This window comes from Acidovorax delafieldii, from assembly GCF_007993815.1.
Lineage (GTDB): Bacteria > Pseudomonadota > Gammaproteobacteria > Burkholderiales > Burkholderiaceae_C > Acidovorax > Acidovorax delafieldii.
Genome location: NZ_VJWE01000011.1, coordinates 488,030 through 510,943, shown reverse-complemented (window position 1 = coordinate 510,943; position 22,914 = coordinate 488,030). Strand labels below are relative to the sequence as shown.

At 65.8% G+C, this 22,914-nt stretch carries 21 protein-coding genes; 7 read left to right on the top strand and 14 right to left on the bottom strand.

Features of this window, described 5'->3' with window-relative positions:
• Window positions 1-133 precede the first annotated feature (133 nt).
• The 3 genes from ATF69_RS05065 (at window position 134) to ATF69_RS05055 (ending at window position 2,982) form a co-directional block, all read left to right on the top strand.
• The gene (locus tag ATF69_RS05065) at window positions 134-1,084 is read left to right on the top strand and encodes a cation diffusion facilitator family transporter (RefSeq protein WP_146870087.1); all 951 of its coding nucleotides are present in this window, start codon (window positions 134-136) and stop codon (window positions 1,082-1,084) included.
• On the top strand, window positions 1,081-1,548 hold the full coding sequence (dtd, locus tag ATF69_RS05060) for a D-aminoacyl-tRNA deacylase (RefSeq protein ID WP_146870086.1): 468 nt from the start codon (window positions 1,081-1,083) through the stop codon (window positions 1,546-1,548). Before ATF69_RS05065 ends, dtd begins: the two co-directional genes overlap by 4 nt.
• 174 nt (window positions 1,549-1,722) lie before the next feature.
• Window positions 1,723-2,982, top strand: coding sequence for an MFS transporter (locus tag ATF69_RS05055; RefSeq protein WP_146870085.1), 1,260 nt, complete (start codon window positions 1,723-1,725; stop codon window positions 2,980-2,982).
• A gap of 11 nt (window positions 2,983-2,993) precedes the next feature.
• On the opposite strand, the gene ATF69_RS05050 is transcribed toward ATF69_RS05055, so the two are convergent.
• The 5 genes from ATF69_RS05050 to ATF69_RS05030 all read right to left on the bottom strand — a co-directional run bounded on the left by ATF69_RS05050 (window position 2,994) and on the right by ATF69_RS05030 (window position 9,253).
• Window positions 2,994-4,763 (bottom strand): FG-GAP repeat protein, encoded by a 1,770-nt coding sequence (locus ATF69_RS05050; protein ID WP_146870084.1) that lies wholly within the window; start codon window positions 4,761-4,763, stop codon window positions 2,994-2,996.
• A gap of 145 nt (window positions 4,764-4,908) precedes the next feature.
• Complete coding sequence (locus ATF69_RS05045; protein WP_146870083.1) at window positions 4,909-5,649, bottom strand: sulfite exporter TauE/SafE family protein; 741 nt, start codon at window positions 5,647-5,649, stop codon at window positions 4,909-4,911.
• Window positions 5,650-5,772: 123 nt separating this feature from the next.
• Window positions 5,773-7,584: a hypothetical protein gene (locus ATF69_RS05040; RefSeq protein ID WP_146870082.1), complete on the bottom strand. Its 1,812-nt coding sequence runs from the start codon at window positions 7,582-7,584 to the stop codon at window positions 5,773-5,775.
• A gap of 188 nt (window positions 7,585-7,772) precedes the next feature.
• Window positions 7,773-8,234, bottom strand: coding sequence for an rRNA maturation RNase YbeY (gene ybeY / locus ATF69_RS05035; protein ID WP_146870081.1), 462 nt, complete (start codon window positions 8,232-8,234; stop codon window positions 7,773-7,775).
• 62 nt (window positions 8,235-8,296) lie between these two features.
• Entirely contained in the window at window positions 8,297-9,253 is a 957-nt protein-coding gene (locus tag ATF69_RS05030; RefSeq protein ID WP_146870080.1) for a PhoH family protein, read from the bottom strand.
• A gap of 80 nt (window positions 9,254-9,333) precedes the next feature.
• On the opposite strand from ATF69_RS05030, the gene ruvA reads away from it, so the two are divergent.
• The 3 genes from ruvA to ruvB all read left to right on the top strand — a co-directional run bounded on the left by ruvA (window position 9,334) and on the right by ruvB (window position 12,972).
• Complete coding sequence (gene ruvA, locus ATF69_RS05025; RefSeq protein ID WP_146870079.1) at window positions 9,334-9,909, top strand: Holliday junction branch migration protein RuvA; 576 nt, start codon at window positions 9,334-9,336, stop codon at window positions 9,907-9,909.
• Window positions 9,910-9,989: 80 nt separating this feature from the next.
• A complete protein-coding gene (locus ATF69_RS05020; protein WP_244303656.1) occupies window positions 9,990-11,897 on the top strand; it encodes a trypsin-like peptidase domain-containing protein in 1,908 nt (635 codons plus the stop codon).
• A gap of 13 nt (window positions 11,898-11,910) precedes the next feature.
• Window positions 11,911-12,972: a Holliday junction branch migration DNA helicase RuvB gene (ruvB, locus tag ATF69_RS05015; RefSeq protein WP_056059575.1), complete on the top strand. Its 1,062-nt coding sequence runs from the start codon at window positions 11,911-11,913 to the stop codon at window positions 12,970-12,972.
• Here the strand turns inward: ruvB and ATF69_RS05010 are convergent.
• The 7 genes from ATF69_RS05010 to ATF69_RS04980 all read right to left on the bottom strand — a co-directional run bounded on the left by ATF69_RS05010 (window position 12,929) and on the right by ATF69_RS04980 (window position 19,452).
• Entirely contained in the window at window positions 12,929-14,731 is a 1,803-nt protein-coding gene (locus ATF69_RS05010) for a lysoplasmalogenase family protein (RefSeq protein WP_146870077.1), read from the bottom strand. The two genes, ruvB and ATF69_RS05010, sit on opposite strands and share 44 nt — an antisense overlap.
• Window positions 14,732-14,810: 79 nt before the next feature.
• Window positions 14,811-15,977, bottom strand: coding sequence for a DSD1 family PLP-dependent enzyme (locus tag ATF69_RS05005; RefSeq protein WP_146870076.1), 1,167 nt, complete (start codon window positions 15,975-15,977; stop codon window positions 14,811-14,813).
• Window positions 15,961-16,602 (bottom strand): histidine phosphatase family protein, encoded by a 642-nt coding sequence (locus tag ATF69_RS05000; protein WP_056059569.1) that lies wholly within the window; start codon window positions 16,600-16,602, stop codon window positions 15,961-15,963. The genes ATF69_RS05005 and ATF69_RS05000 overlap by 17 nt, the downstream gene beginning before the upstream one ends.
• Before the next feature lie 23 nt (window positions 16,603-16,625).
• Entirely contained in the window at window positions 16,626-17,228 is a 603-nt protein-coding gene (locus ATF69_RS04995) for a DUF4136 domain-containing protein (protein WP_146870075.1), read from the bottom strand.
• 55 nt (window positions 17,229-17,283) lie between these two features.
• On the bottom strand, window positions 17,284-18,264 hold the full coding sequence (gene ttcA, locus ATF69_RS04990) for a tRNA 2-thiocytidine(32) synthetase TtcA (protein ID WP_208758692.1): 981 nt from the start codon (window positions 18,262-18,264) through the stop codon (window positions 17,284-17,286).
• Window positions 18,265-18,268: 4 nt separating this feature from the next.
• Window positions 18,269-18,640 (bottom strand): dihydroneopterin aldolase, encoded by a 372-nt coding sequence (locus tag ATF69_RS04985; protein ID WP_055396414.1) that lies wholly within the window; start codon window positions 18,638-18,640, stop codon window positions 18,269-18,271.
• A 26-nt stretch (window positions 18,641-18,666) separates the two neighbouring features.
• Window positions 18,667-19,452: an SDR family oxidoreductase gene (locus ATF69_RS04980; protein ID WP_146870074.1), complete on the bottom strand. Its 786-nt coding sequence runs from the start codon at window positions 19,450-19,452 to the stop codon at window positions 18,667-18,669.
• 15 nt (window positions 19,453-19,467) lie between these two features.
• Here ATF69_RS04980 and ATF69_RS04975 point away from each other — a divergent pair, with 15 nt between their 5' ends.
• Window positions 19,468-20,586, top strand: a complete 1,119-nt coding sequence (locus tag ATF69_RS04975; RefSeq protein ID WP_146870719.1) for a class I SAM-dependent methyltransferase — start codon at window positions 19,468-19,470, stop codon at window positions 20,584-20,586.
• A gap of 98 nt (window positions 20,587-20,684) precedes the next feature.
• Here ATF69_RS04975 and eutC read toward each other — a convergent pair whose 3' ends face one another.
• Both eutC and ATF69_RS04965 read right to left on the bottom strand, forming a co-directional pair.
• Complete coding sequence (eutC, locus tag ATF69_RS04970; RefSeq protein ID WP_146870073.1) at window positions 20,685-21,518, bottom strand: ethanolamine ammonia-lyase subunit EutC; 834 nt, start codon at window positions 21,516-21,518, stop codon at window positions 20,685-20,687.
• On the bottom strand, window positions 21,500-22,909 hold the full coding sequence (locus tag ATF69_RS04965; protein WP_146870072.1) for an ethanolamine ammonia-lyase subunit EutB: 1,410 nt from the start codon (window positions 22,907-22,909) through the stop codon (window positions 21,500-21,502). Before ATF69_RS04965 ends, eutC begins: the two co-directional genes overlap by 19 nt.
• Window positions 22,910-22,914 lie beyond the last annotated feature (5 nt).

Here is a 22,914-nt window from a genome sequence, read left to right as displayed (position 1 = left end):
GCGACTCCAAAAAGACGTTGAACAGGCTCTTAGCTGGGGCCTGCTGTTGAAGCGCTCAGATTCTGAACAGGTTCTTAAGGTGGCTCTGGTGTAATTTCAGACTTGCCTGTTTCCGCTCCTTCGCCTACCCACCATGTCTGCACCTTCTCCCGCATCCCACCCCTGGCTTTCACCCCGCAACCTACTGTGGGCCTCGGTGGCCGTGGCGGTGGTCACCATTGCGCTCAAGACGCTGGCCTGGGTGGTCACGGGCTCGGTGGGTCTGTTGTCTGACGCGATGGAGTCGTTTGTGAATCTGGCCAGCGCCATGTTTGCGCTGGCCATGGTGACGGTGGCGGCACGGCCAGCCGATGACGACCACCCCTACGGCCACCACAAGGCCGAATACTTTTCCTCGGGCTTTGAGGGCATCCTCATCGTGGGCGTGTCGGCGGGCATTCTGTGGGCGGCCGGGCACCGCTTGTTTGACCCACAGCCCATCGAGCAGGTGGGCTGGGGCCTGGGACTGTCGGTGCTCAGCTCGGCCCTGAACGGGCTGCTGGCCTGGGTGATGTTCCGCTCGGCGCGCGAGCACCGCTCCATCGCGCTGGAGGCCGATGCACGCCACCTGGTCACCGACGTGTGGACCTCGGCCGGTGTGCTGGTGGGCATTGCGGGCGCTGCCCTGACCGGGTGGTTGTGGCTGGATGCGGTGGCGGCCATTGCTGTGGCGCTGAACATCCTGAAAGAGGGCGTGGAGCTGGTGTGGCGGTCGTCCCAGGGACTCATGGATTCGGCGGTGGAGCCCGAGGTTCAGTCCACCATCGACACCACGCTGCAGCAGTTTGTGGCCGCCCAGGCGCCGGGCGCTGTGCGGTTCGACCATGTCTCCACCCGCCGCGCGGGCCAGCGCCAGTTTGTAGACATGCACCTGCACATGCCCGCCGACTGGACCCTGCGCCACGCCGCCGAGCTGCGCGGCCAGGTCGAGCGCGCGCTGATGACCGCCGTGCCCGGCCTGCGTGCCACCATCGAGCTGCTGCCTAGCGACGTGGAGGCGCATTTCGACGACCCCCGTGACGATGTGAAGGATGCCGTGAAGTGATCAGCGTATTGCAACGTGTGCGTGAAGCGCGTGTGGATGTGGACGGGCAGACCGTGGGCGCCATCCGCGCGGGACTGCTGGTGCTGGTGTGTGCGGAGCGTGGAGACACCGAGGCTGAAGCCGACAGGCTGCTGGCCAAAATCCTCAAGCTGCGCATCTTTTCGGACGCCGCAGGCAAGATGAACCAGAGCGTGCAGGACATCGGTGGCGGCCTGCTGCTGGTCAGCCAGTTCACGCTGGCGGCAGACACCACCGGCGGCAACCGCCCCAGCTTCACCCAGGCTGCGGCACCCGATGAAGGGCAGCGGCTGTACGACTATGTGGTTGCCCAGGCGCGCAAGGTGCACCCCAAGGTGGCCACGGGCCAGTTTGCCGCCGATATGCAGGTGCACCTCATCAATGACGGCCCGGTGACCATCCCGCTGCGGATGGCGCCTTCGCTGGCGACAGCGGCGGCTGGCTGAACGCGTGCGCTGGCCTCGGCCCGCAGCTGGCCGTGGGGTTGTCCGCACGGCGACGACGCGCGGGTGGCAAATTCTGTAGGCTCGGGCACGTGCGTTCCGTTCTTCTGTTCTTGTGATGCGGTGCGCACTCCGCCGTATACCCGCCGCGCGCCCACTGCCAGCCCTGTTTCACCCGTGACCCAAGCCGCCCCCGCTGTCCTGCCTGATCCGCCCTCGCCACGCCGCGCCCTTTGGGTGATGTACCTGTGCCTGTTGTCGGCCTTTGCGCTCAGCCAGGCTTACCGCACCGTGACGAGCATCATCGCCGCAGGGCTGCAGGCGGACTTTGGCATTTCGCCGGACTCGCTGGGCGCGTTTGCCGGCCTGTTTGGCCTGTCGTTTGGCGTGACCCAGCTCCTCATGGGCATCGGCATGGACCTGTACGGCCTGCGCCGCACGGTGCTGGTGGCTTTCCCGTTGGCGGGGCTGGGGGCCGCGGTATCAGCCCTCGCGCCCGGCTATGGCTGGCTGATGGTGGGCCAGCTGCTGATCGGTGTGGGCTGCTCTCCCGCCTTCCTGGCTTGTACCGTCTTCGTTTCGCGCCACTTTCCTGCGCAGCGCTTCGCCTTTTTCTCGGGCGTGGGCATGGGGGTGGGCGGGCTGGGGCTGTTGTTCACCGGCACACCGCTGGCCTGGATGGTGCAGCACGGGGGCTGGCGCGCGGGGTTCGCGGTGCTGGCGGTGTTTTCGCTTCTGTCGTGGCTGCTGATCTTTCTGCGTGTGCACGAGCCGGCATTGGCGCAAGCACCCCAGGGTCCGCGCGAGTCGTGGGCGCAAGCGGCGGGCCGGTTTGGCAGCTTGCTCAAGGTGCCGCACACCTGGGGCATCCTGATCCTGGGCATGACCTGCTACGCCGCCTTCCTGACTCTGCGCGGCTTGTGGCTGGGGCCCCTGCTGATGGGGCGGTATGGGTTTTCGCTCATCGACAGCGGCAACGTGGCCCTGGTGCTGTCGATGCTTGCGCTGTTCGTGCCCGCCGCGTTTGGCCGCATTGACCCGGGGCCCACACGGCGGCGGCGCTGGATCACCCACTTTTCCCTGCTTATGGGCAGCCTGTTCCTGCTGCTGGCCTTCTGGCACCACGCCACCGCCAACGTGGCGCTGATCTTCCTCATGGGGCTGCTGTCCGGCTACGGCGTGCTGCAGTACGCGGACGTGCGTTCGTCCTACCCCGCTGAGATGACGGGCCGCGCGTTGTCGCTGTACACCATGTCCATGTTCCTGGGCGTGGCGCTGATGCAATCGCTCACGGGGCTGTTGGCCGCGTGGGCGCAGCGCCATGGCCACGAGCCCTACCAGGCGGTCATGGTCAGCATCGCGTGCATGCTGGCGGCGGCCTCGACTGCGTTTCGCTTCTTGCCGCGGTCGCCGTTGCTGGGGCGTGGTGCCGCCTGACTCCGTGGTGCCTACTGGCTCCAGGTGCCGGCGGTGCGGCTGAAGAAGTAAAGCGTAAATGCGGAGGCTTCGCTCCCCACATCCTGCGCCGCAGTGACCACGCTGTTTCCGTCCGCCGACACACCCACCGCCTCTCCGAATCGAATGACGTTGGGTCCGGCCGGGAACATGTGGGCCTGGGCTTGCCATGTGTTCTGGGTTCGTGCATAAACGAAAGCCATGCCCCGCACAGAGCCCACCGCCAGGGTTTCGCCATGGGCGGACAGGGCTGTGCGTCCGCCGAAGTAGCTCATTGGCTCGGTGCCGCCGACGACCGTGTTCACGGGGGCCTTCACATAAGCCTGCTGGCTCCAGCTGCCGCGGTCCTGGCTGAAGACATAGACGGCTCCAAAGGGCGATTGCGCGTTGTCTGATTGATTGCCACCGACGCCGGTGGCGCTGCTGCGCTCGAAGATGGCGCCGACGGCCAGGGTCGAGCCATCGGCCGAAAGGGACACCGACGTACCGAACCCGTCGCCAGCATCCGTGTTGCTGGCCTTGAGGTAAGCCTGCGGCGCCCAGGTGGAGCCGGTGCGGGCATAGGTGTGAACGGCGCCCGCAAAGACCGCCGAGGTGTCGTTCGCATCGCCGTTGACGCCGGTGGACTTGCTGTCGTCACCGATGGCGCCCACGGCCAGCAGATTGCCGTCGGCGGACAGGGCCACGCTGGCGCCGAAGTTCTGCCCGTCGCAGGGCTGTGTGGCCCAATAAGAAAGGTTGCACCAGGTGTTGTTGCGTGCCGGCGTGTTGCTGGCCTTGACATAGGCCTGCTGGCTCCAGCTGCCGCCAGTGCGGGCGAAGACATACACCGCGCCCGCGGCCATGCTGTCGGTGTTGGCCTGATCGCCGTTGACGCCCCGGGCGTTGGCGGTCTCTCCGGTAGCGCTGACTGCCAGCGTGTTCCCATCGGCGGACAGCGCCAGCTGGGCGCCGAAGGAGGACGAGTGGCAGTAATCCTGGGCCACGTTGTTGCAGGCCGGCGCACGCCGATTGCTCGCCTGCAGTCGGGCCTGCGGCTGCCAGGCCACGCCCACGGCGCTGCGCACGAACACGTGGACGGCGCTGTCGTCAACGGCGGGCGTTGGCCGGGGCAAGGTGGTGGTGCTCACCGGGTCGGGCGCTCCGATCACCAGCGTCTTGAGGTCCGCCGCGACGAGCACCGGGGTGCCAGCGGTGGGGTTGAACGGTGCCAGCACGCTGCTGCCCTGGCGGTCAAAGAGGAAGTGCGCGCGCAGCGCGTCCGGCGCGAGCGTGGTGGCCCGGAAGGAGCAGCTGGTGCCATTGCACTCGCGCAGCCGGTAGGTGGCGTTTACCCGTTGGTGCAGCTGCTTGATTTCAAAGGTGTGCCGTGTGCCGGTGATCGCAGAGCCGGCCTGCGCCTCGGGCAGCGGACCCGGGCCGTCCGGGTCCTCCCAGAGCTCGTAGTGCGTGGCTGGGGCCGAGGGGCTCCAGACGAAGTCGTAGCGCTCCACCCCGTAGCGCAGGCTGAATTCCGCTGTGCCGATGGTGTCGAATGCTCCGTTGGGCGTCCCGGGAACCGGCACGGAGGTAGGTGTAGGGGCAGGCGGCGGTGGTTCGCTGGCGTTGTCTCCACTGCCGCCGCCACAGGCGGAAAGAAGCAGCGACAACATCAGGCTGGTGCTGATGCCTGCCGCGCGCCAGCGTGGCGTGGCAAGGCCACCGAGGCTGCGCAGGGCCGCGTTGGCGGTGACGGAACTGAGCAAAGGTGTGACGTTAGACATGAGATCTCCTCAGTGGGCGGATAACTGCCTGGGCGGATGGATGCATCGTTGAAGGGGCGGTGCGGCGCAAGCCCGTGTTGACGAGCCCCCGCTCGCGCCTCGGTAGAGGCAGCAGCAACCACGTTGCCGCGCGGACGTCCGACTTTTACTGCCGCGCAAAAAAAACCAGCGACATCGCCAGGCCGGTGGCTACGACTCCCAAGCGTAACACCGCCGGGGGCAGCTTGCGGGCCAAGCGTGCCCCGCCGTAGCCCCCTGCTGTGGCGGCCACCATCATCATCAGCGCCTGCGGCCACAGCACCACGCCGCCAGCGGCGTAGATGGCCACGGCAATGGCGGTAAGCAGGGCCGACACCCAGTTCTTGAGGCCGTTCATAGCGTTCAGGTTCGTCTGCCCCAGCAGGCCGAACAGCGCCAGCAGAAGGATGCCCAGCCCGCCGTTGAAATAGCCGCCATAGGCAGCCACCGCCAGCACGCCCACCGTGGCCTTGGCGGTGGAGGGTTTGCCGCCCGCCAGCATCCGGCGCAGCTGCGGCCCGAATGCAAACAGCGCCGTGGCCGCCAGCAGCAGCCAGGGAACCGCGCGGCGGAAGGTGGCGTCGGGCGTGACCAGCAGCAGCGCGGCCCCGGCCGCGCCCCCGATGAGTGAGAGCACCACCAACAGGCGCATCGACAGCCCCGGCGGCGGGGCCGTGTCTTCGCGGAAACCCCATGCGCCGGCCATGTACCCCGGCAGCAGGGCTACCGTGCCCGTGGCATTGGCCACCACAGGCGGCACGCCAGTGAAGACGAGGGCGGGCAGGGTCAGAAAACTGCCGCCCCCGGCAACGGCATTGAGGGCGCCGGCGACGAAGGCGGCGGTGAGCAGCAAAGAGGTGTCAAACATTCATCAATGGTAGGCGGTGGCGTGGACGCCGTTGGCAACAGCCTAGGTGCAACACCTTTGCCTGCAATGAACCTCGTCAGGGGTTCGCCCCCCTCGCCAGCGAGGCTCCCACCACCGATGCCATCAGTACAAATAAGCGGTGTCGGCTTTGATGGGGGCCACGCCGTACGTGGCACGGCCGGTACCTACGGCCAGGGTGCGGGCATCACTGGACAAGGCGACGCTGGCACCGAAGCGCGCAAGTGTTTCCGATTGGGGAGCCTTGAGGTAGGCGCGATGGCCCCACGTGGTGCCGTCGCGGCGGTAGACATTGACGGATCCAGCTAAAGGTAAGGCTTCGTTGTTGGGGTTGCCATTGATGCCAGAGGCGTTGCTCGCTTCGTTGAAGTCGCCCAAGGCGAGCGTGCGGCCGTCCGCAGAAAGCGACAGCATCACATTGTTGGAAAAGCCCTGGTCGGCCATTTTGACCGGCAGTGCGGGCTGCTGCGTCCAGACGTCCCCCGTGCGTGTGAATGTTCGCAGCTGAATGTCAGGACCTGCAGAGCGGTCCAAGACCGCCAGTGTGCTTCCGTCCCTGGACATTGCAAAGGGGTTGTGCGAACCTTGCCCCCAACTGGTGACAGGTACGCGCCACACCTGTGCAGGTGCACTCCAGGTATCGCCGAGCTGTGTCAGGACCGAGACGTTCTTGTCGGTGTTCGCCGCAAGCACGGTGCCGTCGCTGGACAGGGCTACAACCGCCCCAAAGCGGACCAAGCTGGCATCGGCTCCGCTCCCTGGTAGATGCGCCTGTTCGACCCAGGCTCCGTCTTTATTGCGGGTAAAAGTATGAACAGCGCCTGCGCCACCACCAAATATGGTTTCACCCATGTAAGAGAGCGCTCCACTGTTGACGCCCCCCCATGGGTTTGTGGTGAAGTTGGCCCCTTCCTCTGGGGCCCCCACAGCCAACAGGTTCCCGTCGGCTGACAGCGCCACGCTGAAGCCAAAGTGTTGGGGGGTGCATGGAAATACAGCTGTGCCCGTGATGTCCCCTCGGCTGCAGGTCTCGACTTTCGCTGCCGTGTTGCGGGCTTTGATATAGGCCCGTTGGATCCAGGTGCTGCCGTTGTCGGTGAAGATATACGCGGCCCCCGCGCCATACGCGTCGCGGTTGGTCGCATCGCCGTTGATGCCGCGTGCATTGCTTCTTTCTTCGGGCGCACCCACTGCCAGCGTGTGACCGTTGGCCGACAGCGCCAGGCTGGCGCCAAAGGCCATCTTTGCGGCGGGACTACTGCCTTCCAGCCGTGCCCGCAGACCCCAGGCAGGGGCTGGCATGCCAATACCTGACTGGCTGCGGCTGAAGACGTACACCGCGCCCGCCCCTGCCAGGTCACCTGAACTGCCCTCGCGGGGCGAACCGACGGCCAGCGTTAAACCGTCGGCCGAAAGGGCAATGGTGTTCTCGTAGGCTCCAAATCGCTTGGTCAGATCGCCGCCAGCAAGGTCGAACCGTCCTATGGCCTGGGTGATGTCGGGTGTTACCGCGGCAGTGAACGGGCCGCAGCCGCTCGCGTCGCAGGCGCGCAGCCGGTAGCTGGCGTTCACCCGCTCGTGCAGTGGCACCTGAATCCGCACAGTGTCGCTGGTGACGTTATTGGCGGCGCCGGTGCTTTCGAGCGCCTCAGGCTGGGGGCCTGCTGCGCCATCAGGGTCCTCGAACAGTTCGTAGCGCGTTGCGCCCGGGGTGACGGCCCAGCCGAAGTTGTAGGTCTTGGGGCCGTAGCTCGCCACGCTGAAGCCGGAAGGGGCCGGGAGTCCGGCGGGCGTTGATTCGCCACTGCTGCCCCCGCAGGCCGCCAGAACGAGTGGCGCCGCCAGCAGTAAAGCGCGATACAAGTAGGGCAGGCCCGAATTCGCCGCGGGCGCAGGGGGTCGCTGGAAATGCATCACAGAGAAGACTCCTCAAAGAAAAGGGGGGGACAGGCGCTGCGCGCGGCGGGAGTGCCGGCAGGTCTGCGAGACGCCCGCTGGAGGAGTCAATCGTCGCTTATCAAGGTACCGCCTGGCCCCGGCAGATGCGAGCATTTTGTACCAAATGGTAAAAATTTCGCCACTGCCCTCGGCAGTCGGAATGGCGTTCAGGAGGTCGCGTAAGGATCAGCAAAGCCCAGCTCGCGCAGGATGTCGGTCTCGTACGCCTCCATCTCCTCGGCGTCGGCCTCGCTCGTCTCGTGGTCCCAGCCCTGGGCGTGCAGCGTGCCGTGCACGAGCATGTGGGCGTAGTATTCTTCCAGGCTCTTGTTTTGCTCCTTCGCCTCGCGCTCGATCACGGGGGCGCACAGCACCAGGTCGGCGGTCACCACGGGTTCCTGGGTGTAGTCGAAGGTAAGCACGTTGGTGGCGTAGTCCTTCTTGCGGTACTCGCGGTTGAGCTGCTGGCCTTCTTCGGTGCCCACGATGCGCACGGTGATCTCGGCATCGGTGGCCAGCGCGTGGCGAATCCAGCGGGTGACCTTGTGGCGTGGCAGTACGGCGCGGTGGGCGGCGGCTCCGTCGAACGGGCCGAACTGCAGCGACAAGGAGAGTTGGTTTAAAGACATTTGAGGTGTTTTAGGCTACCGGCGCCCAATTTATAAGCGTAAGTAGCTATCAAATTAGGAGTTCAGTCGCGGGTACGGGTCGCTGCGGAACGGCGGGGGGCGTCGTAGGCGTCCACGATGCGGGCCACCAGCGGATGGCGCACCACGTCGGCGCTGGTGAAGTGGGTGATCGAGATGCCCTTGACGCGCTTCAATACGCGCTCGGCGTCGATCAGGCCGCTCAGCGTCCCCTTGGGCAGGTCGATCTGGCTGACGTCACCGGTCACCACGGCCTTGGCGCCAAAGCCGATACGGGTGAGGAACATCTTCATCTGCTCGGGCGTGGTGTTCTGTGCCTCGTCGAGGATGACGAACGCGTTGTTCAGCGTGCGACCGCGCATGAAGGCCAGCGGCGCAATCTCGATGGCGTTGCGCTCAAACGCCTTTTGCACCTTGTCGTGTCCCATCAGCTCGTACAGCGCGTCGTACAGCGGGCGCAGATAAGGGTCCACCTTCTGCGCCAGATCGCCGGGCAAAAAGCCCAGGCGCTCTCCAGCCTCCACCGCCGGGCGGGTCAGCACGATCCGCTGCACGCTGCTGCGCTCCAATGCATCCACCGCACTGGCTACGGCGAGATACGTCTTGCCGGTGCCGGCAGGGCCGATGCCGAAGGTGATGTCGTGCGTGGCGATGTTCTGCAGGTACAGGTTCTGCGTGGGGGTGCGCCCGCGCAGGTCCGCACGGCGGGTGTTGAGGATGATGGCGTCGTCCGGGGCCTCCAGCAGTTCGCTGTCGCCCGCCAGCATCAGCTGGATATAGTCCTCGCCAATGGGGCGCTCGGCCATTTCATACAGGGCCTGCAGCAGCTCCATCGCCTGCGTGGCCTTGGCCTTGGGGCCGTCGACCTTGAACTGCTCGTGCCGGTGCGCAATGCTCACCTGCAAGGCCACCTCGATGGTGCGCAGGTGCGCATCGGCCGGGCCACACAGGTGGGTGAGCCGGGTGTTGTTGTGGGGGGTGAAGGTGTGGCGCAGGATCACGCGGATAATTCCAGTCAGGCAACGGAAAACAGCAAGAACGGCGGCGCGGCATGTCATGCCCGCGTCGTCAAAGGACATCAATGATAGGCAAATTGACCGGCACCCTGCTGGAGAAGAATCCCCCTGAGGTGCTGCTGGACTGCCACGGCGTGGGCTACGAGGTGAATGTGCCCATGAGCACCTTCTACAACCTGCCCGCCGTGGGCGAGCGTGTGAGCCTGCTGACACAGTTCATCGTGCGTGAGGATGCGCAGCTGCTGTACGGCTTTGCAACCGCCTCTGAGCGCCAGGCGTTTCGTGAGCTGATCAAGATTTCGGGTGTGGGGCCGCGCACGGCCTTGTCCATCCTGAGCGGCATGGGCGTCAGTGACCTGGCGCAGGCGATTTCTCTGCAGGAGGCGGGGCGGCTGGTGAAGGTGCCAGGCATCGGCAAAAAGACGGCCGAACGTTTGTTGCTGGAGCTCAAGGGCAAGCTGGGTGCAGACATGGGCGCCGTGCACGGCGCGGCCACCAGCGATGCGCAAGCCGACATTCTGCAGGCGCTGTTGGCTTTGGGCTACAGCGACAAGGAGGCGGCTGCGGCGCTCAAGGCGCTGCCAGCGGAGGTGGGGGTGAGTGAGGGGATCAAGCTGGCGCTGAAGGCGCTGGCAAAGTAGTCACGGTTGGCTTTCGTCGCGGCGCATTTCAGTGTTCAATGATGATTTGTTTGGGGCCAGGGGAAAAAATGAAATCTAATATGTTCGCTCGGTTGGGGTGGGGGTTTGCGGCAGCGGCTGCGCTGCTGGCGGGGTGTGGCGGCGGGGGCCAGGAAGGCCTTGCACAGACTTCCTCTGCCGTGCTGCAAGTAGATGGGTGGGTGCAGCCTGTCAGTGCCGACCAGGGGGTGTCCAACGTCAAGTCGCGCAGTATGCTGGCGTCCCCGCCTGTACCCTCATTGGTGAGCCTGGGCGCTTTGGCCGAGGCCAAGGCAACTCCCGCAGGCGGTGGCATCGGTCCGCGCCAAGTGGGCGTTGCGCGTGACGTAGCAGCTACCCGAGCCGCACCGCAAACATTGCAGCAGTTCCGTTGGACCCCCACTTCCAGCGGCGGTCAGGTGGCCGCCATCAGCTTCTCCGCCGAGGGGGCCTATGGCCTGCGCCTGGGGGTGGTCGCCCGAAAGCTGCCTCCAGGCGCTGTACTGCGTGTGTACAGCCAAGCAGATGCAGCCTCAGTTTTTCAGATTGCCGGGCATGAAGTGATGCAGCGCATTGAACGTAATGCGCAGGCGGGCGACACCTCGATCGACGGCCAGACCTGGTGGTCCCCGGACCTGGGTTCGCACGAGGTGACCCTGGAGTTGGAGTTGCCCGCTGGCGTAGCCCCGGACGCCGTGGATATCTCGGTGCCACGCGTCTCCCACATCTTCGAAAATCTGTCGATTCCCACAGAAGGTGAACTGACTGCCAAGATCAACGAATCGGCTTCGTGCCAGTTGGACGCCAGTTGCTATGAGGCCTATGCCAACCAGCGCAACGCCGTTGCCCGCATGATCTTTACGTCCGGTGGTGGGACCTATGTATGTACCGGTACGCTGCTCAATGACGCGCAGTCTTCTGGCACACCGTACTTTCTGACGGCCAACCATTGCATATCCACCCAGACAGAGGCGTCTTCGCTGCAGACCGACTGGTTTTACCGTGCTCCGACATGCAACAGCCGCACCCTTTCCAGCGCAACCACCAAGCGCCTGAATGGTGCGGTGTTGCTCTACGCGACGGACGTTACCGACACGGCGTTGCTCAAGCTCAACGACACGCCGCCAGCGGGGGCCTTCTTTGCCGGGTGGGATGCCAGCACGCAGGCCACGGGCGCGTCGGTGGTGGGCCTGCATCATCCCCGGGGTGATTTGCTCAAGGTGAGTATTGGCGCATTGAACAGCTTGACTTCCTGCACGGCCACCAGTGGAACCCAATTCCAGTGCGTGGGTTCGTCGGGCAATTTCTATCGTGTCAACTGGAGCCAAGGTACCACCGAAGGCGGTAGCAGCGGTTCAGCTCTGTTCAAAGGCGGCACCCAGGTCATTGGGACACTGTACGGTGGCAGCGCAAGCTGCACCTCCATCTCGTCTCCCGAGTTCTATGGCCGCTTTGATGTCGCATATAACACTGCGCTGAAAAACTGGCTGTCGTCTGGCCAGCCGCAGACACCGTCGTCCGGAGTGCGTGTGCCCGTCTACCGTTTTTTTAACGGCACCACGGGGGCCCACTTCTTCACCACCAGCGCAGCAGAGCGCGACAACACCATCGTGAATTTTCCGGTGTTCAATTACGAAGGCATTGCGTTCTATGCCCAAGCGGCGCTGCAGTCGGGTAACAGTGCGGTGTACCGCTTTTATGGCCTCACCGGCGGGGCACATTTTTACACCATCAATCCTGCAGAGCGGGATAGCGTGCAACGCAGCAACCCGGATTTCCAGCTGGAGGGCATCGCTTGGTACGCAATGCCCAGTGCAGCAGGAGGTGGGATTCCTGTCTATCGGTTCTACCGTCTCTCGAAAGGCGTGCATTTCTATACGACCAGCCCCTCAGAGCGGGATTTCATCCAGGCCAGCATGCCTGACTACCGCTACGAAGGAGTCGCTTACTACGCCTGGGCGAACCAGTAAGTAAGCTACGGCAATGACCATCCAGACCGACGATTTCACCCCCGCCCCCGCCAAACGCGTCATCTCCGCAGTTCCCGTTTCCCCCCAAGAGGAGGCCATCGAACGTGCCCTGCGCCCCAAACTCTTGCAGGAGTATGTGGGCCAGGCTAAGGCCAGGGAGCAGTTGGAAATCTTCATCGGCGCGGCGAGGAAGCGGGGTGAGGCGCTGGACCATGTGCTGCTGTTCGGCCCGCCCGGCTTGGGCAAGACCACGCTGTCGCACATCATCGCGGCGGAGTTGGGCGTGAACCTGCGCCAGACCAGCGGCCCGGTGCTGGAAAAGCCCAAGGACCTGGCGGCGCTGCTGACCAACCTGGAAAAGAACGACGTTCTCTTCATCGACGAGATCCACCGCTTGTCACCCGTGGTGGAGGAAATCCTCTACCCCGCGCTGGAGGACTACCAGATCGACATCATGATCGGCGAGGGGCCGGCGGCGCGCAGCATCAAGCTGGACCTTCAGCCCTTCACCCTGGTGGGTGCCACCACGCGTGCGGGCATGCTGACCAACCCGTTGCGCGACCGCTTCGGCATCGTGGCGCGGCTGGAGTTCTACACGGCCGAGGAGCTGGCGCGCATTGTCCAGCGCAGTGCCGGGTTGCTCCATGCACCGATGGATGAGGAAGGTGGCTTCGAGATCGCCCGCCGCTCGCGCGGCACACCGCGCATTGCCAACCGGCTGCTGCGCCGGGTGCGCGACTATGCAGAGGTCAAGGGCGATGGGCGCATTACCAAACCCATTGCCGACAAGGCGCTGGCCATGCTCGATGTGGACCCGCAAGGCTTTGACGTGATGGACCGCAAGCTGCTCGAAGCCGTGATCCACCGCTTCGATGGCGGCCCCGTGGGGCTGGACAACATCGCGGCCAGCATTGGCGAAGAGGCCGGCACCATCGAGGACGTGATCGAGCCCTATCTGATCCAGCAGGGCTTCCTGCAGCGCACGCCGCGTGGACGCATTGCCACGCTGGCGGCGTTCCGCCACCTGGGGGTCACGCCGCCGAAGGCGAGCGGGCAAGATCTGTTTGGGGTGTGAGGGGCGTGGCAGAGCTGGGCTCTGCGCGGGCTGTGCCCCGCAGCATGCCTGCCACGATCAGCGCCTGCGCAGCGTAATACGTCGCCAGCACCCAGACCTGCGCCATGGGCAGGGGCGTCACAAACCGGTTGGTGGCCAGCAGCGAGTCGCTGAGCATGAAAAACCCGGCGCCGATGGCGACACACAGCGAAGCGGCGTCGCGCAACACGGTGGCGCGGCCAATGGCCTGGGCCGCCATCAGCGCAATCACCAGCACATAGGCCGCGACGGGGGCGCGCAATGCAGGCGGCAGGCCGCCCGCCCACAGAAAGGCGTACATGGCCACGCCGATGCCCAGCGTGGCCACCAGCGCACCCCGGTGCGGAAACCATGCCTGTCCACTTTTGAACAGCGCCACATAAAACAGATGCGCTACCAGAAAGCTCACCAGGCCGGGGATGAAGAAGCCCTGGAACATGAGGAACACATCCCCCGCCAATGACCCGCCCAGGGCCGCGATCAGCAAGGCCCAGGGAGTTTTTGCACCTGGTGCACCTCTTGCGCTAGTCGAATATGCACTGGCAGCTACCAAAATAATAGCAATCGCCATGGTCAGCGGTTTGAACAGCCAATGCCATTGTGTGAACCCCAGCGCACTGGTGGCCGTGGCCAGTGCCGCGCTTTGCAGCATCAGCGCCATCAGCATGCGAAGGCGCCCCTGCATCACAGCGCCCAGCGACCATTGCACTGTCAGCAGCACGGCGAACCAGACGGCGTTGCGCGCCAGCGGCGCCGTATCGGCCTGCCACAAAAAGGCCGCCACGCCCCCGAGCAGCAGCACAAACTGCACCAGTGCAAACCATTGCACGGCGCGCGACATCGGTGGGTGGTAGAGCGCCATCTGCGCCATGCTGAAGGCCGGCTTGGGAAAGCGCTCCGCCACGTCCGCAGGCCGCCAGCCCGGCGGCTTGATCCAGACCTTGAGCTTGTCGAGCCAGCTGCATGCGTGCCAGCTGTCGTGCGCCAGCCCGGCGTACACCTGGGCGTTGGCCCACAGCGGGTCCCAGCTGTTGAGCAGGCCGCGCGTGCCGTAAACACATTTCTCCTGCGCGTCTTCATCCTTGAAGGTGCCGAACATCCGGTCCCATACGATCAGGATGCCGCCGTAGTTCTTGTCCAGATAGGCATCGTTGACGGCATGGTGCACGCGGTGGTTGCTGGGGCTGCAAAACCAGCGGTCGAACCAGCCCAGGCGTCCCACCTGCTCGGTGTGCACCCAGAACTGGTAGAGCAGGTCAATCAGCGCCACCACGCCGAACACCAGCGGCGGAACGCCCGCCAGTGCCATGGGCACATAAAAGATCCAGCCCAGCAGCGCGCCCGAGCTGGTCTGGCGCAGGGCGGTGCTGAGGTTGTAGTCCTGGCTCTGGTGGTGTACCGCGTGCGCGGCCCACAGCACCGCCGATTCATGCCCCATGCGGTGGAGCCAGTAGTAGCAGAAGTCGTAGAACACCAGCGCCAGCAGCCAGCCGGGCAGGCTGGTCCAGAACGCATCGTTGCGCCACAGCGCCACGTGCTCGAACAGGGCCGTGTAGATGCCGATGCGCAGCAGCCGCGTGAACACTGCGCTGGTCTGGCTCAGCATGCCCAGGCTGATGCTGCTGACGGCATCGGCCAGACGGTAGGTGTTGCGCTGGCGCTTGAAGCCAATGGCCAGCTCAATGGCGATCAGCAGGAAGAAGACGGGTGTGGCAAGGACGATGATCTGGCTGGGGCTCATGTTGCCGGATTGTGGTCCAGCAGCCAGCTCACACCGGGGCAGGTGAACCCCTATAGCGCCGGTGTTTAGAGGGCTGCGCCTATGTCAGCGCTCCCCGTGCATCCACCCGGATGATGCGCTCCACCGTGCCGGCCGCCAAACCGCCGCGCACGCCGATCAAAAAGTCATGCAGATTGACCGTGGGGTCGCAATGGCCAGGGATGAGCCAGAGCATGTGTCCCAGGCTGGGCAGGCGGGCATCGGGAGCGTCCGCGTAGAGCAAGCCATGCTCGTCGCCCCCGTTGGCATAGCGCAGGGTGCGGTCGGCGGGCAGCAGGGCCACCGTGGGCAGGCCGGAGTCAATGGCGTGGCTCTTGTGACCGGCGTCGCATACGGCGTGGGTGTCGCGCACCGACACCACCTGGGTCTTGACGTACAGCGCATGTTCAAACGCGGGCTGCGCAGGATCGCGTTCGTTGCGCGCGTAATCTGTGTCCATGAACAGAAACGAGCCCGCCTGCAACTCGCCAAACACGCCGCTGGCGGCCTCATGAACCAGGGTACCTGTGCCTGATCCGGTGATCAGCGGAACGGGCAGCCCTGCGGCTTCGATGAGCTGGCGCGTGTGATCCGCCGCGCGAACGACAGCGGCGATGGTCTCGCGCCGACCCACGCTGCTGGCCAAGTGCTGGGCGCGCCCATGGTAGGCCTGCAGCCCCGCAAACCGCAGGCGGGGGCTGCGCGACACAGCCAGTGCGAGAGGCACGGCGGCCTCGCCCGGCGGCACGCCGCAGCGGCCCTGGCCCACGTCGATCTCGACCAGCACATCAATGCCCGCGTCGCTGCCGTACTGCGCCATGGCTTCGGCCAGGCGTTCGATGCCGTCGATGTGGTCCACGGCCACGCCCAGGCGACCGCCGCGTGCCGCAAGCAGCGCCGCCAGCCGCGCCACGCGGTGCAGCTTGGGCATGGCAATGACCTGGTTGGTGATGGTGATGTCATCCACCCCGCCAGCGGCCAGCGCCTCGGCCTCAGCGACCTTCTGCACGCACACGCCCTGGGCGCCAGCGCGTTGCTGCAGCAGCGCGAGTTCGGCGCTCTTGTGCAGCTTGGCATGGGGGCGCCAGCGCACGTGGTGCTTTCGCGCGAAGTCGGCCATGCGCTGGATGTTGCGGTCCATGGCATCCAGGTCCACCACCAGGGCGGGGGTGTCGATAGCGTCCACCCGCTGGCCGATGGTGGATTGCAATTCAGGCGTGGTTTTCATCGCGCAGGACAATCTGGTCAAGGTGTTGGGTGTCCGCCCAGCCGACGAGGGTGAGGCCGTCAGGCGTCCACAGCAGGCGGTTGATGGCGGCGTTGGAGAGTTGCCAGGTGCGCGGCGCCTGGATGTCCTGGCGCGTGGCCAGGCGGTACAGCACGTCGAGCACGCCGCCGTGCGCCACCATCACCACCTGCTCGCCCACATGCTGCTGCGCCAGCGCGGTCACGGTGCGTTCGATGCGGTCACGCAAGGTGACAAGGGACTCGCCGCCCTCGGGCGTGTAGTGCGGGTCGCGCTTGCGCCAGCGCAAGGCGTCCTCGGGCAGTTCTGCCTCGATCTCGGCAAACGTGCGGCCCTGAAAGTGCCCGAAGCTGCGTTCGCGCAATCCCGGCTCAGTCTTCAACGGGGCGCCTGTGGTGTGGGCCACGGCCTGGGCGGTGGCGTGCGCGCGTTGCAGGTCGCTGGAGTAGATGGCTGCAATCGGCTCGCCCACGAGGGCCTGCGCGACCTGGGCGGCCTGCCACAGGCCGGTGTCGTTGAGCGGGATGTCCAGGTGGCCCTGGATGCGGGTGTCCACGTTCCAGGCGGTTTCGCCGTGGCGGATGGCAACGATGCGGGTGGCGTGCATGCAATAGACAGGCGTATAGGGAATCAGTGTGAGGGCGGAACCAATGGCAGGCGTACTTGCCGTGGCCCCTCGGGCGGCTTCGGAAAGCCGTTGAGTGCGGCGTCGAACAGCACGCCATAGACGGCCGGATCGCTCACCCACACATCTTCGTGCACGGCGGAGGTTTCGTACACGACGGCCTGGGTGCTGGCGTCGCGCATCACGATGCTGACCGCGCGGCGGTGCAGGGGCGTGGGCTCGCCAAAACGCCACATGCCATGCACTCCCCAGCCCCGTCCATACCGGCCGCCCATGCCCCAGGGGCCGGGGCCGTAAGGGCGGAACGGGTCATAGCGCGGCACGGCGTCGGCCTGCACGCCCAGCTGCACCAGCAGGCGGGGCGCAGCATCGTCGCGCTGCAGGCCCGCGCGCGCCAGGGCCTGTTCGGCCAGTGTGGTGATGGTGTCGAACGAAGGGGCCTGCTGCGAAGGCAGGCGCTCAATGCGGTACGTGGCAGGTGCGGGCACGGCCGCCAGCGTTGAGAAGCTCTGCACCTGGCCCTCCACCACGCGGGTGGTGCTGCAGCCTGCGAGCAGGGTGACGGTGAGGCCCAGGAGCAGGGCGGGAATCCATCGGCGCTGTGTCATGGTCAGAGTGTCCTGAAACAAGGATCTCCGTGAGAGTGCCGCTGGCCCCGGCAGTTCACGACAGTTGCACCACCTGCACGCCGGGCAGCGATGGCGATGGCGCCGCAAACTCTTCCTTGTCAAAGGCCTTGTCGCCGTCTTCGCTGGCGATGCCGGTGGCCTTGGCGTTCTTGAAGTCGTACAGGCTGCCGTCCAGCAGGTGCGAGGGCACCACGTTCTGCAGGGCGTTGAACATGTTCTCCACGCGGCCGGGGAAGCGCTTTTCCCATTCGCGCAGCATCTCGCCCACCTGCTTGCGCTGAAGGTTCTCCTGGCTGCCGCACAGGTTGCACGGGATGATGGGGAAGTTGCGGTGCGCCGCCCAGCGGGTGGTGTCCTTCTCGGCCACGTAGGCCAGCGGGCGGATCACCACATGCCTGCCGTCGTCGCTGACCAGCTTGGGGGGCATGCTCTTCATCTTGCCGCCAAAGAACATGTTGAGCAGCAACGTCTGCAGGATGTCGTCCCGGTGGTGCCCCAGCGCGATCTTGGTGCAGCCCAGTTCGTCGGCCACGCGGTACAGAATGCCCCGGCGCAGGCGGCTGCAGAGGCTGCAGGTGGTCTTGCCCTCGGGGATCAGCTTCTTGACGATGCTGTAGGTGTCCTCGTTCTCGATGTGGAACGGCACGCCGGTGCTGGCCAGGTATTCGGGCAGCACATGCTCGGGGAAGCCCGGCTGCTTCTGGTCCAGGTTCACCGCCACCAGGTCAAAGTGGATGGGCGCGCGGGCCTTGAGCTTGAGCAGGATGTCCAGCAGCGCATAGCTGTCCTTGCCACCCGACATGCACACCATCACCTTGTCGCCTTCTTCAATCATGTTGAAGTCGACGATGGCCTTGCCGACTTCGCGGCACAGGCGCTTTTCCAGCTTGTGGGTTTCACGCTCGATCTTCATGCGAGCGGCGCCGCTGGCGGCTTCGGTGCTTTCCTCCGTCCAGCCAGTGGATTGGGCGGAGCCGGGGTTGGATGTGGGGGCTTCGTTCAATACTGCGCTCATGGGGTCACCACTGTCCTGTCTCGACGCGAATGGCCACTTCGCAGTCGTCAAAAATTTCGAGTTTGGCAATCTTCACCCGCACGCCCAGCACGCCGGGCAGTTGCATCAGGCGGTTGGCCAGCTTGCCGATCAGGCTCTCCAGCAGGTTCACATGCTCGGCCGTGCACTCGTCGATGATGATCTGGCGCACACGCCGGTAGTCCAGCACATGGCCGATGTCGTCGTCGCGCGGGGCCAGCGGCTGCACGCCCAGGCTCAGTTCGGCATCGACCTGGATGGGCTGGGGGTCGGTCTTTTCGTGGTCGAGGATGCCCAGGTTGGCGTCAAAGCGCAAACCGGTGAGCGTGAGGATCTGGGTGCCTGCAGCGGTGGTCATGAATAGGTCCTGGAGTGAGCGGGCGCTCACATCAAAGAGAAATCGCGGTCAAACTTCATCAGATGCTGGCCACCGTCGACCAGCAGTGTGGTGCCGGTCATCGACCGGTTCTCCAGCGCAAACTTCACCGCACTCGCCACGTCCTCGGCGGTGGATGAGCGGCCCAGCGGGGAGAGGGCATGCAACTGGGCAAACTTTTCGTCGCTGAGCATGTGGCTGGTCAGCGTGAGGCCCGGTGCCACGCCCACCACACGCACGCGCGGCGCCAGGGCGATGGACAGCATGGTGCCCGCAGCTTCGAGTGCAGCCTTGGAGAGCGTGTAGCTTACAAAATCGGGGTTCTGGTTCCAGAGCTTTTGGTCGAGCAGGTTTACCACGGCGCCCTGTGCATCGGCCTCGCCCTGGGCCGCGCGGTCGGCCACATGCTGGTGCAGCGCCTGGGCCAGCAGCACGGGGGCAGCGGTGTTGCTGCGCAGGTGCTTTTCGAGCGCGGCAAAACCAAAGGTGGCGGCGTTGTCATGCTCGAACAACGAGGCGCTGTTGACCACCGCATCCACACGGCCAAAGTGCGCCACCACGCGGGGCAACAAGCCGCGCACGGCGGCCTCATCCTCAAAATCAGCATCAAAATGGGCGCTAGCGCTTGTCAGTCGTGCGCAAGCAGCTACGGTATCGATAGCATCCTGCTGCGATGAGCGATAGTGCACCGCCACCTGCCAGCCACCCGCCGCCAGGGCCAGCGCAATGTTGCGGCCCAGGCGCTTGGCGGCGCCTGTGACCAGAACGGTGCGTGGGTGGGAGGGAGTAAGCATGTGGGCTGGGAGACAATGCGGGCCGTGACCCAAAGACCCGACAGTTTAACGACCGCCCTGCACCAGCACATCACCCAGGCCATTGCCGCCGAGGGCGGATGGCTGGGTTTTGACCGCTTCATGGCCTTGGCCTTGTACACGCCCGGCCTGGGCTACTACGCCAACGATTCCACCAAGTTCGGCGCCATGCCCGAGTCCGGCAGCGACTTTGTGACCGCGCCCGAGATGACCCCACTGTTCGGCCAGACGCTGGCCGTGCAGGTGGGTGAAGCCCTGGCGCACACCGCCACCGACGAGGTGTGGGAGTTTGGCGCGGGCTCCGGCGCGCTGGCGCTGCAACTGTTGGAAACGCTGGGCGATCAGGTGCAGCGCTACACCATCGTCGACCTGTCGGGCAGCCTGCGCGCGCGCCAGCAGGCCAAGCTGGTGGCGCACGCCCACAAGCTGCGCTGGGTGGATGCCTTGCCTGAGAAATTCAGCGGCGTGGTGGTGGGCAACGAGGTGCTCGATGCCATGCCCGTGCAGCTGCTCGCCCGCCACGGCGGCCAGCAGGGCGGTGTGTGGCACGAACGCGGCGTGGTGGTGGCCGAAGACGGCCACTTTGCCTGGGCCGACCGCCCCACCGACCTGCGCCCGCCCATCGACATCGAAGGCCCGCAGGATTACCTGACCGAGATCCACGCCCAGGGCGAAGGCTTCATGCGCATGCTGGCCGACCGGCTCACGCGCGGTGCAGCCTTCTTGCTGGACTATGGATTTGGCGAAGACGAGTACTACCACCCCCAGCGCCACATGGGCACCGTGATGTGCCACCAGGGCCACCTGGCCGATGGCGACCCGCTGGTGGCGGTGGGGCTCAAGGACATCACCGCCCACGTCAACTTCACCGCCATGGCGCTGGCCGCGCAGGAGGCGGGCCTGAACGTGCTGGGCTACACCACGCAGGCGCATTTCCTCATCAACTGTGGGTTGCTCCCCAAAATGGAGCAACAACCGCAAGTCCAGCGGGCGACAGCGGCCAAATTGATCATGGAACACGAGATGGGCGAGCTGTTCAAGGTGCTGGCCGTGGGGGCAGGCGAGCCCTGGGAACCCGTGGGGTTTGCGCACGGGGACCGGTCGCACCGGTTGTGATCCAGGTATTCGTGTGCTTCGAGAAAGATAGCTGCAGGCGCTTGGTGGGCAAGCGCTAGAGCCGAATTTGGCTTGAAGTTTCCTTGGCTTTGACCGGTTCAGCCTGAACGGTCGGAGATCTTGTGGGAGCTCCCCGCCACCAGCGTTATCCCATCGCTGCGGTCCTTGAGTCCCACCCCCGTCAGCCCCAGTTGCCGCGCCTCCTGGCACAGCCACCACAGGCGCGCAGCGGCGGCGGCGGGGGGCAGACCCTCGGGCCGCACGTTGGAGATGCAGTTGCGCTGCGCATCGTTGCGCCCCACCTGCGGGTGACAGGTGAGGTAGATGCCCAGGCTGTCGGGCGAGCTGAGGCCTGGCCGCTCGCCGATCAGCACCGCCACCAGGCGCACGCCCAACAGCGCGCCCACCTCGTCACCCAGTGCCACGCGGGCCTGTTGGGCAATCACCACGGGGCCCAGCTGCCAGCCGGCGGGCGCCTGTTGGCAAATCGCGTCGATGAGCGGTGGCGCCTGCCGCGCCACGGCCAGGGACGAGAGGCCGTCGGCCACCACCAGCAGCAGGTCCACGGGGCGGCCGCCGCTGTGCTGATCGCCCAGGACGCGCAGCGCCTGCGCATCGGCGTCGCACAGGCGGCGGCCCAGGTCGGGGCGCAGCAGGTAGGTGGCGCGGTCGGGGGCGGCGCTGTGCACGGGGAGCGTCGCACAGCCCTGGGCCTGCAGTTGGGCGGCCAGCGCTTCTGCGGCCAGCGGGATGTGCACGGCATCGCGCGCCTGCGCGTGGGCCAGGCCAAAACGCAGCAGCTCGGCCGTGGGCAGGGCTGCGCCCGCACGCCCCAGGGCCAGGCGCGCCTGGGTGTGGGCGCGCAGGTCGTCCCAAGGGTCGGGAGGGATGCCGTGTGGCGCTGGTTCGTGTGTCACGCGCCCAGCCTCCATTGCCGCATTTGTGCCAGCGCCGGATGTTGGTCGTGGGCAGGCAGCAGGCGTCCGCCTGCATCGGTGATGTGCATGCGCTGCAGCCAGGCGCCAAACTCGGGTGCGCACTGCAGGCCCAGCACCTCGCGCAGATACAGCGCGTCGTGGAACGAAGTACTCTGGTAGTTGAGCATGATGTCGTCCGCCCCCGGCACGCCCATGATGAAAGTCAGGCCCGCCGTGCCCAGCAGCGTCATCAGCGTGTCCATGTCGTCCGAGTCGGCCTCGGCGTGGTTGGTGTAGCACACGTCGCAGCCCAGCGGCACGCCCAGCAGCTTGCCGCAGAAGTGGTCTTCCAGGCCCGCGCGGATGATCTGCTTGCCGTCGTACAGGTACTCGGGGCCGATGAAGCCGACCACCGTGTTGGTGAGCAGCGGCGCAAACGCGCGGGCCACGCCATAGGCCCGCGCCTCGCAGGTCTGTTGGTCCACGCCGTGGTGCGCGTTGGCCGACAGGGCACTGCCCTGGCCGGTTTCAAAGTACATCACGTTGTCGCCCACTCCATCGCCAAAGTTTTTTCCGCGCCGCAGGGACAGTGCCGCCTCGCGCGCTTCTTGGAGCAGCGCCAGCGAAATGCCAAAGCTCGCGTTGGCCGCTTCGGTGCCCGCAATCGACTGGAAGACCAGGTCCACTGGCGCGCCTTGCTCCACCATCTGGATGGTGTTGGTCACATGCGTGAGCACACACGACTGGGTGGGGATCTGCAGCCGCTCGATCACATCGCCCAGCATGTGCACCAGCCCGGTCAGGGCGGCGATGCTGTCGGTGGCGGGGTTCACGCCAATCACCGCGTCGCCCGCGCCATACAGCAGGCCGTCGATCATCGACGCCGCAATGCCGCGCAGGTCGTCCGTAGGGTGGTTGGGCTGCAGCCGCACGGCCAGGTGGCCCGGCAGGCCGATGGTGTTGCGAAACCGCGTGACCACGCGGCACTTGCGCGCCACGGCGATCAAGTCCTGGTTGCGCATGAGCTTGCTCACGGCCGCCGCCATCTCGGGCGTGATGCCGGGTGCCACGGCGGCGAGCATGGCGCTGTCGGTGCCGTGGGCCAGCAGCCAGTTGCGGAAGTCCCCCACGGTGAGGTGGGCGAGGGGCGCGAACGCGTCGGCGTTGTGGGTGTCGAGGATGAGGCGCGTGACCTCGTCGCTTTCGTAGGGGATGAGCGCCTCGCTCAGAAAGCGCGTCAGGGGGATGTCGGCCAGGCACAGGCGCGCGGCCATGCGCTCCACAGCCGATGTGGCTGCCACGCCTGCCAGGGCGTCGCCCGAGCGCAGCGGCGTGGCCTTGGCCATCACCTCGCGCAGGTCGCTGAACTGCCAGCGCTCGCCGCCAATGGTGTGCTGGTAGGCCATGGTGT

Bases quoted from the DNA above. Each gene is read 5' to 3' on its own strand.
- ATF69_RS05065 (WP_146870087.1), top strand. From the start codon at position 134: ATGTCTGCACCTTCTCCCGCATCCCACCCCTGGCTTTCACCCCGCAAC.
- ATF69_RS05050 (WP_146870084.1), bottom strand. From the start codon at position 4,763: ATGTCTAACGTCACACCTTTGCTCAGTTCCGTCACCGCCAACGCGGCC.
- ATF69_RS05045 (WP_146870083.1), bottom strand. From the start codon at position 5,649: ATGTTTGACACCTCTTTGCTGCTCACCGCCGCCTTCGTCGCCGGCGCC.
- ybeY (WP_146870081.1), bottom strand. From the start codon at position 8,234: ATGTCTTTAAACCAACTCTCCTTGTCGCTGCAGTTCGGCCCGTTCGAC.
- ruvA (WP_146870079.1), top strand. From the start codon at position 9,334: ATGATAGGCAAATTGACCGGCACCCTGCTGGAGAAGAATCCCCCTGAG.
- ATF69_RS05020 (WP_244303656.1), top strand. From the start codon at position 9,990: ATGTTCGCTCGGTTGGGGTGGGGGTTTGCGGCAGCGGCTGCGCTGCTG.
- ruvB (WP_056059575.1), top strand. From the start codon at position 11,911: ATGACCATCCAGACCGACGATTTCACCCCCGCCCCCGCCAAACGCGTC.
- ATF69_RS05010 (WP_146870077.1), bottom strand. From the start codon at position 14,731: ATGAGCCCCAGCCAGATCATCGTCCTTGCCACACCCGTCTTCTTCCTG.
- ATF69_RS05005 (WP_146870076.1), bottom strand. From the start codon at position 15,977: ATGAAAACCACGCCTGAATTGCAATCCACCATCGGCCAGCGGGTGGAC.
- ATF69_RS05000 (WP_056059569.1), bottom strand. From the start codon at position 16,602: ATGCACGCCACCCGCATCGTTGCCATCCGCCACGGCGAAACCGCCTGG.
- ATF69_RS04995 (WP_146870075.1), bottom strand. From the start codon at position 17,228: ATGACACAGCGCCGATGGATTCCCGCCCTGCTCCTGGGCCTCACCGTC.
- ttcA (WP_208758692.1), bottom strand. From the start codon at position 18,264: ATGAGCGCAGTATTGAACGAAGCCCCCACATCCAACCCCGGCTCCGCC.
- ATF69_RS04985 (WP_055396414.1), bottom strand. From the start codon at position 18,640: ATGACCACCGCTGCAGGCACCCAGATCCTCACGCTCACCGGTTTGCGC.
- ATF69_RS04980 (WP_146870074.1), bottom strand. From the start codon at position 19,452: ATGCTTACTCCCTCCCACCCACGCACCGTTCTGGTCACAGGCGCCGCC.
- ATF69_RS04975 (WP_146870719.1), top strand. From the start codon at position 19,468: ATGCGGGCCGTGACCCAAAGACCCGACAGTTTAACGACCGCCCTGCAC.
- eutC (WP_146870073.1), bottom strand. From the start codon at position 21,518: ATGGAGGCTGGGCGCGTGACACACGAACCAGCGCCACACGGCATCCCT.
- ATF69_RS04965 (WP_146870072.1), bottom strand. From the start codon at position 22,909: ATGGCCTACCAGCACACCATTGGCGGCGAGCGCTGGCAGTTCAGCGAC.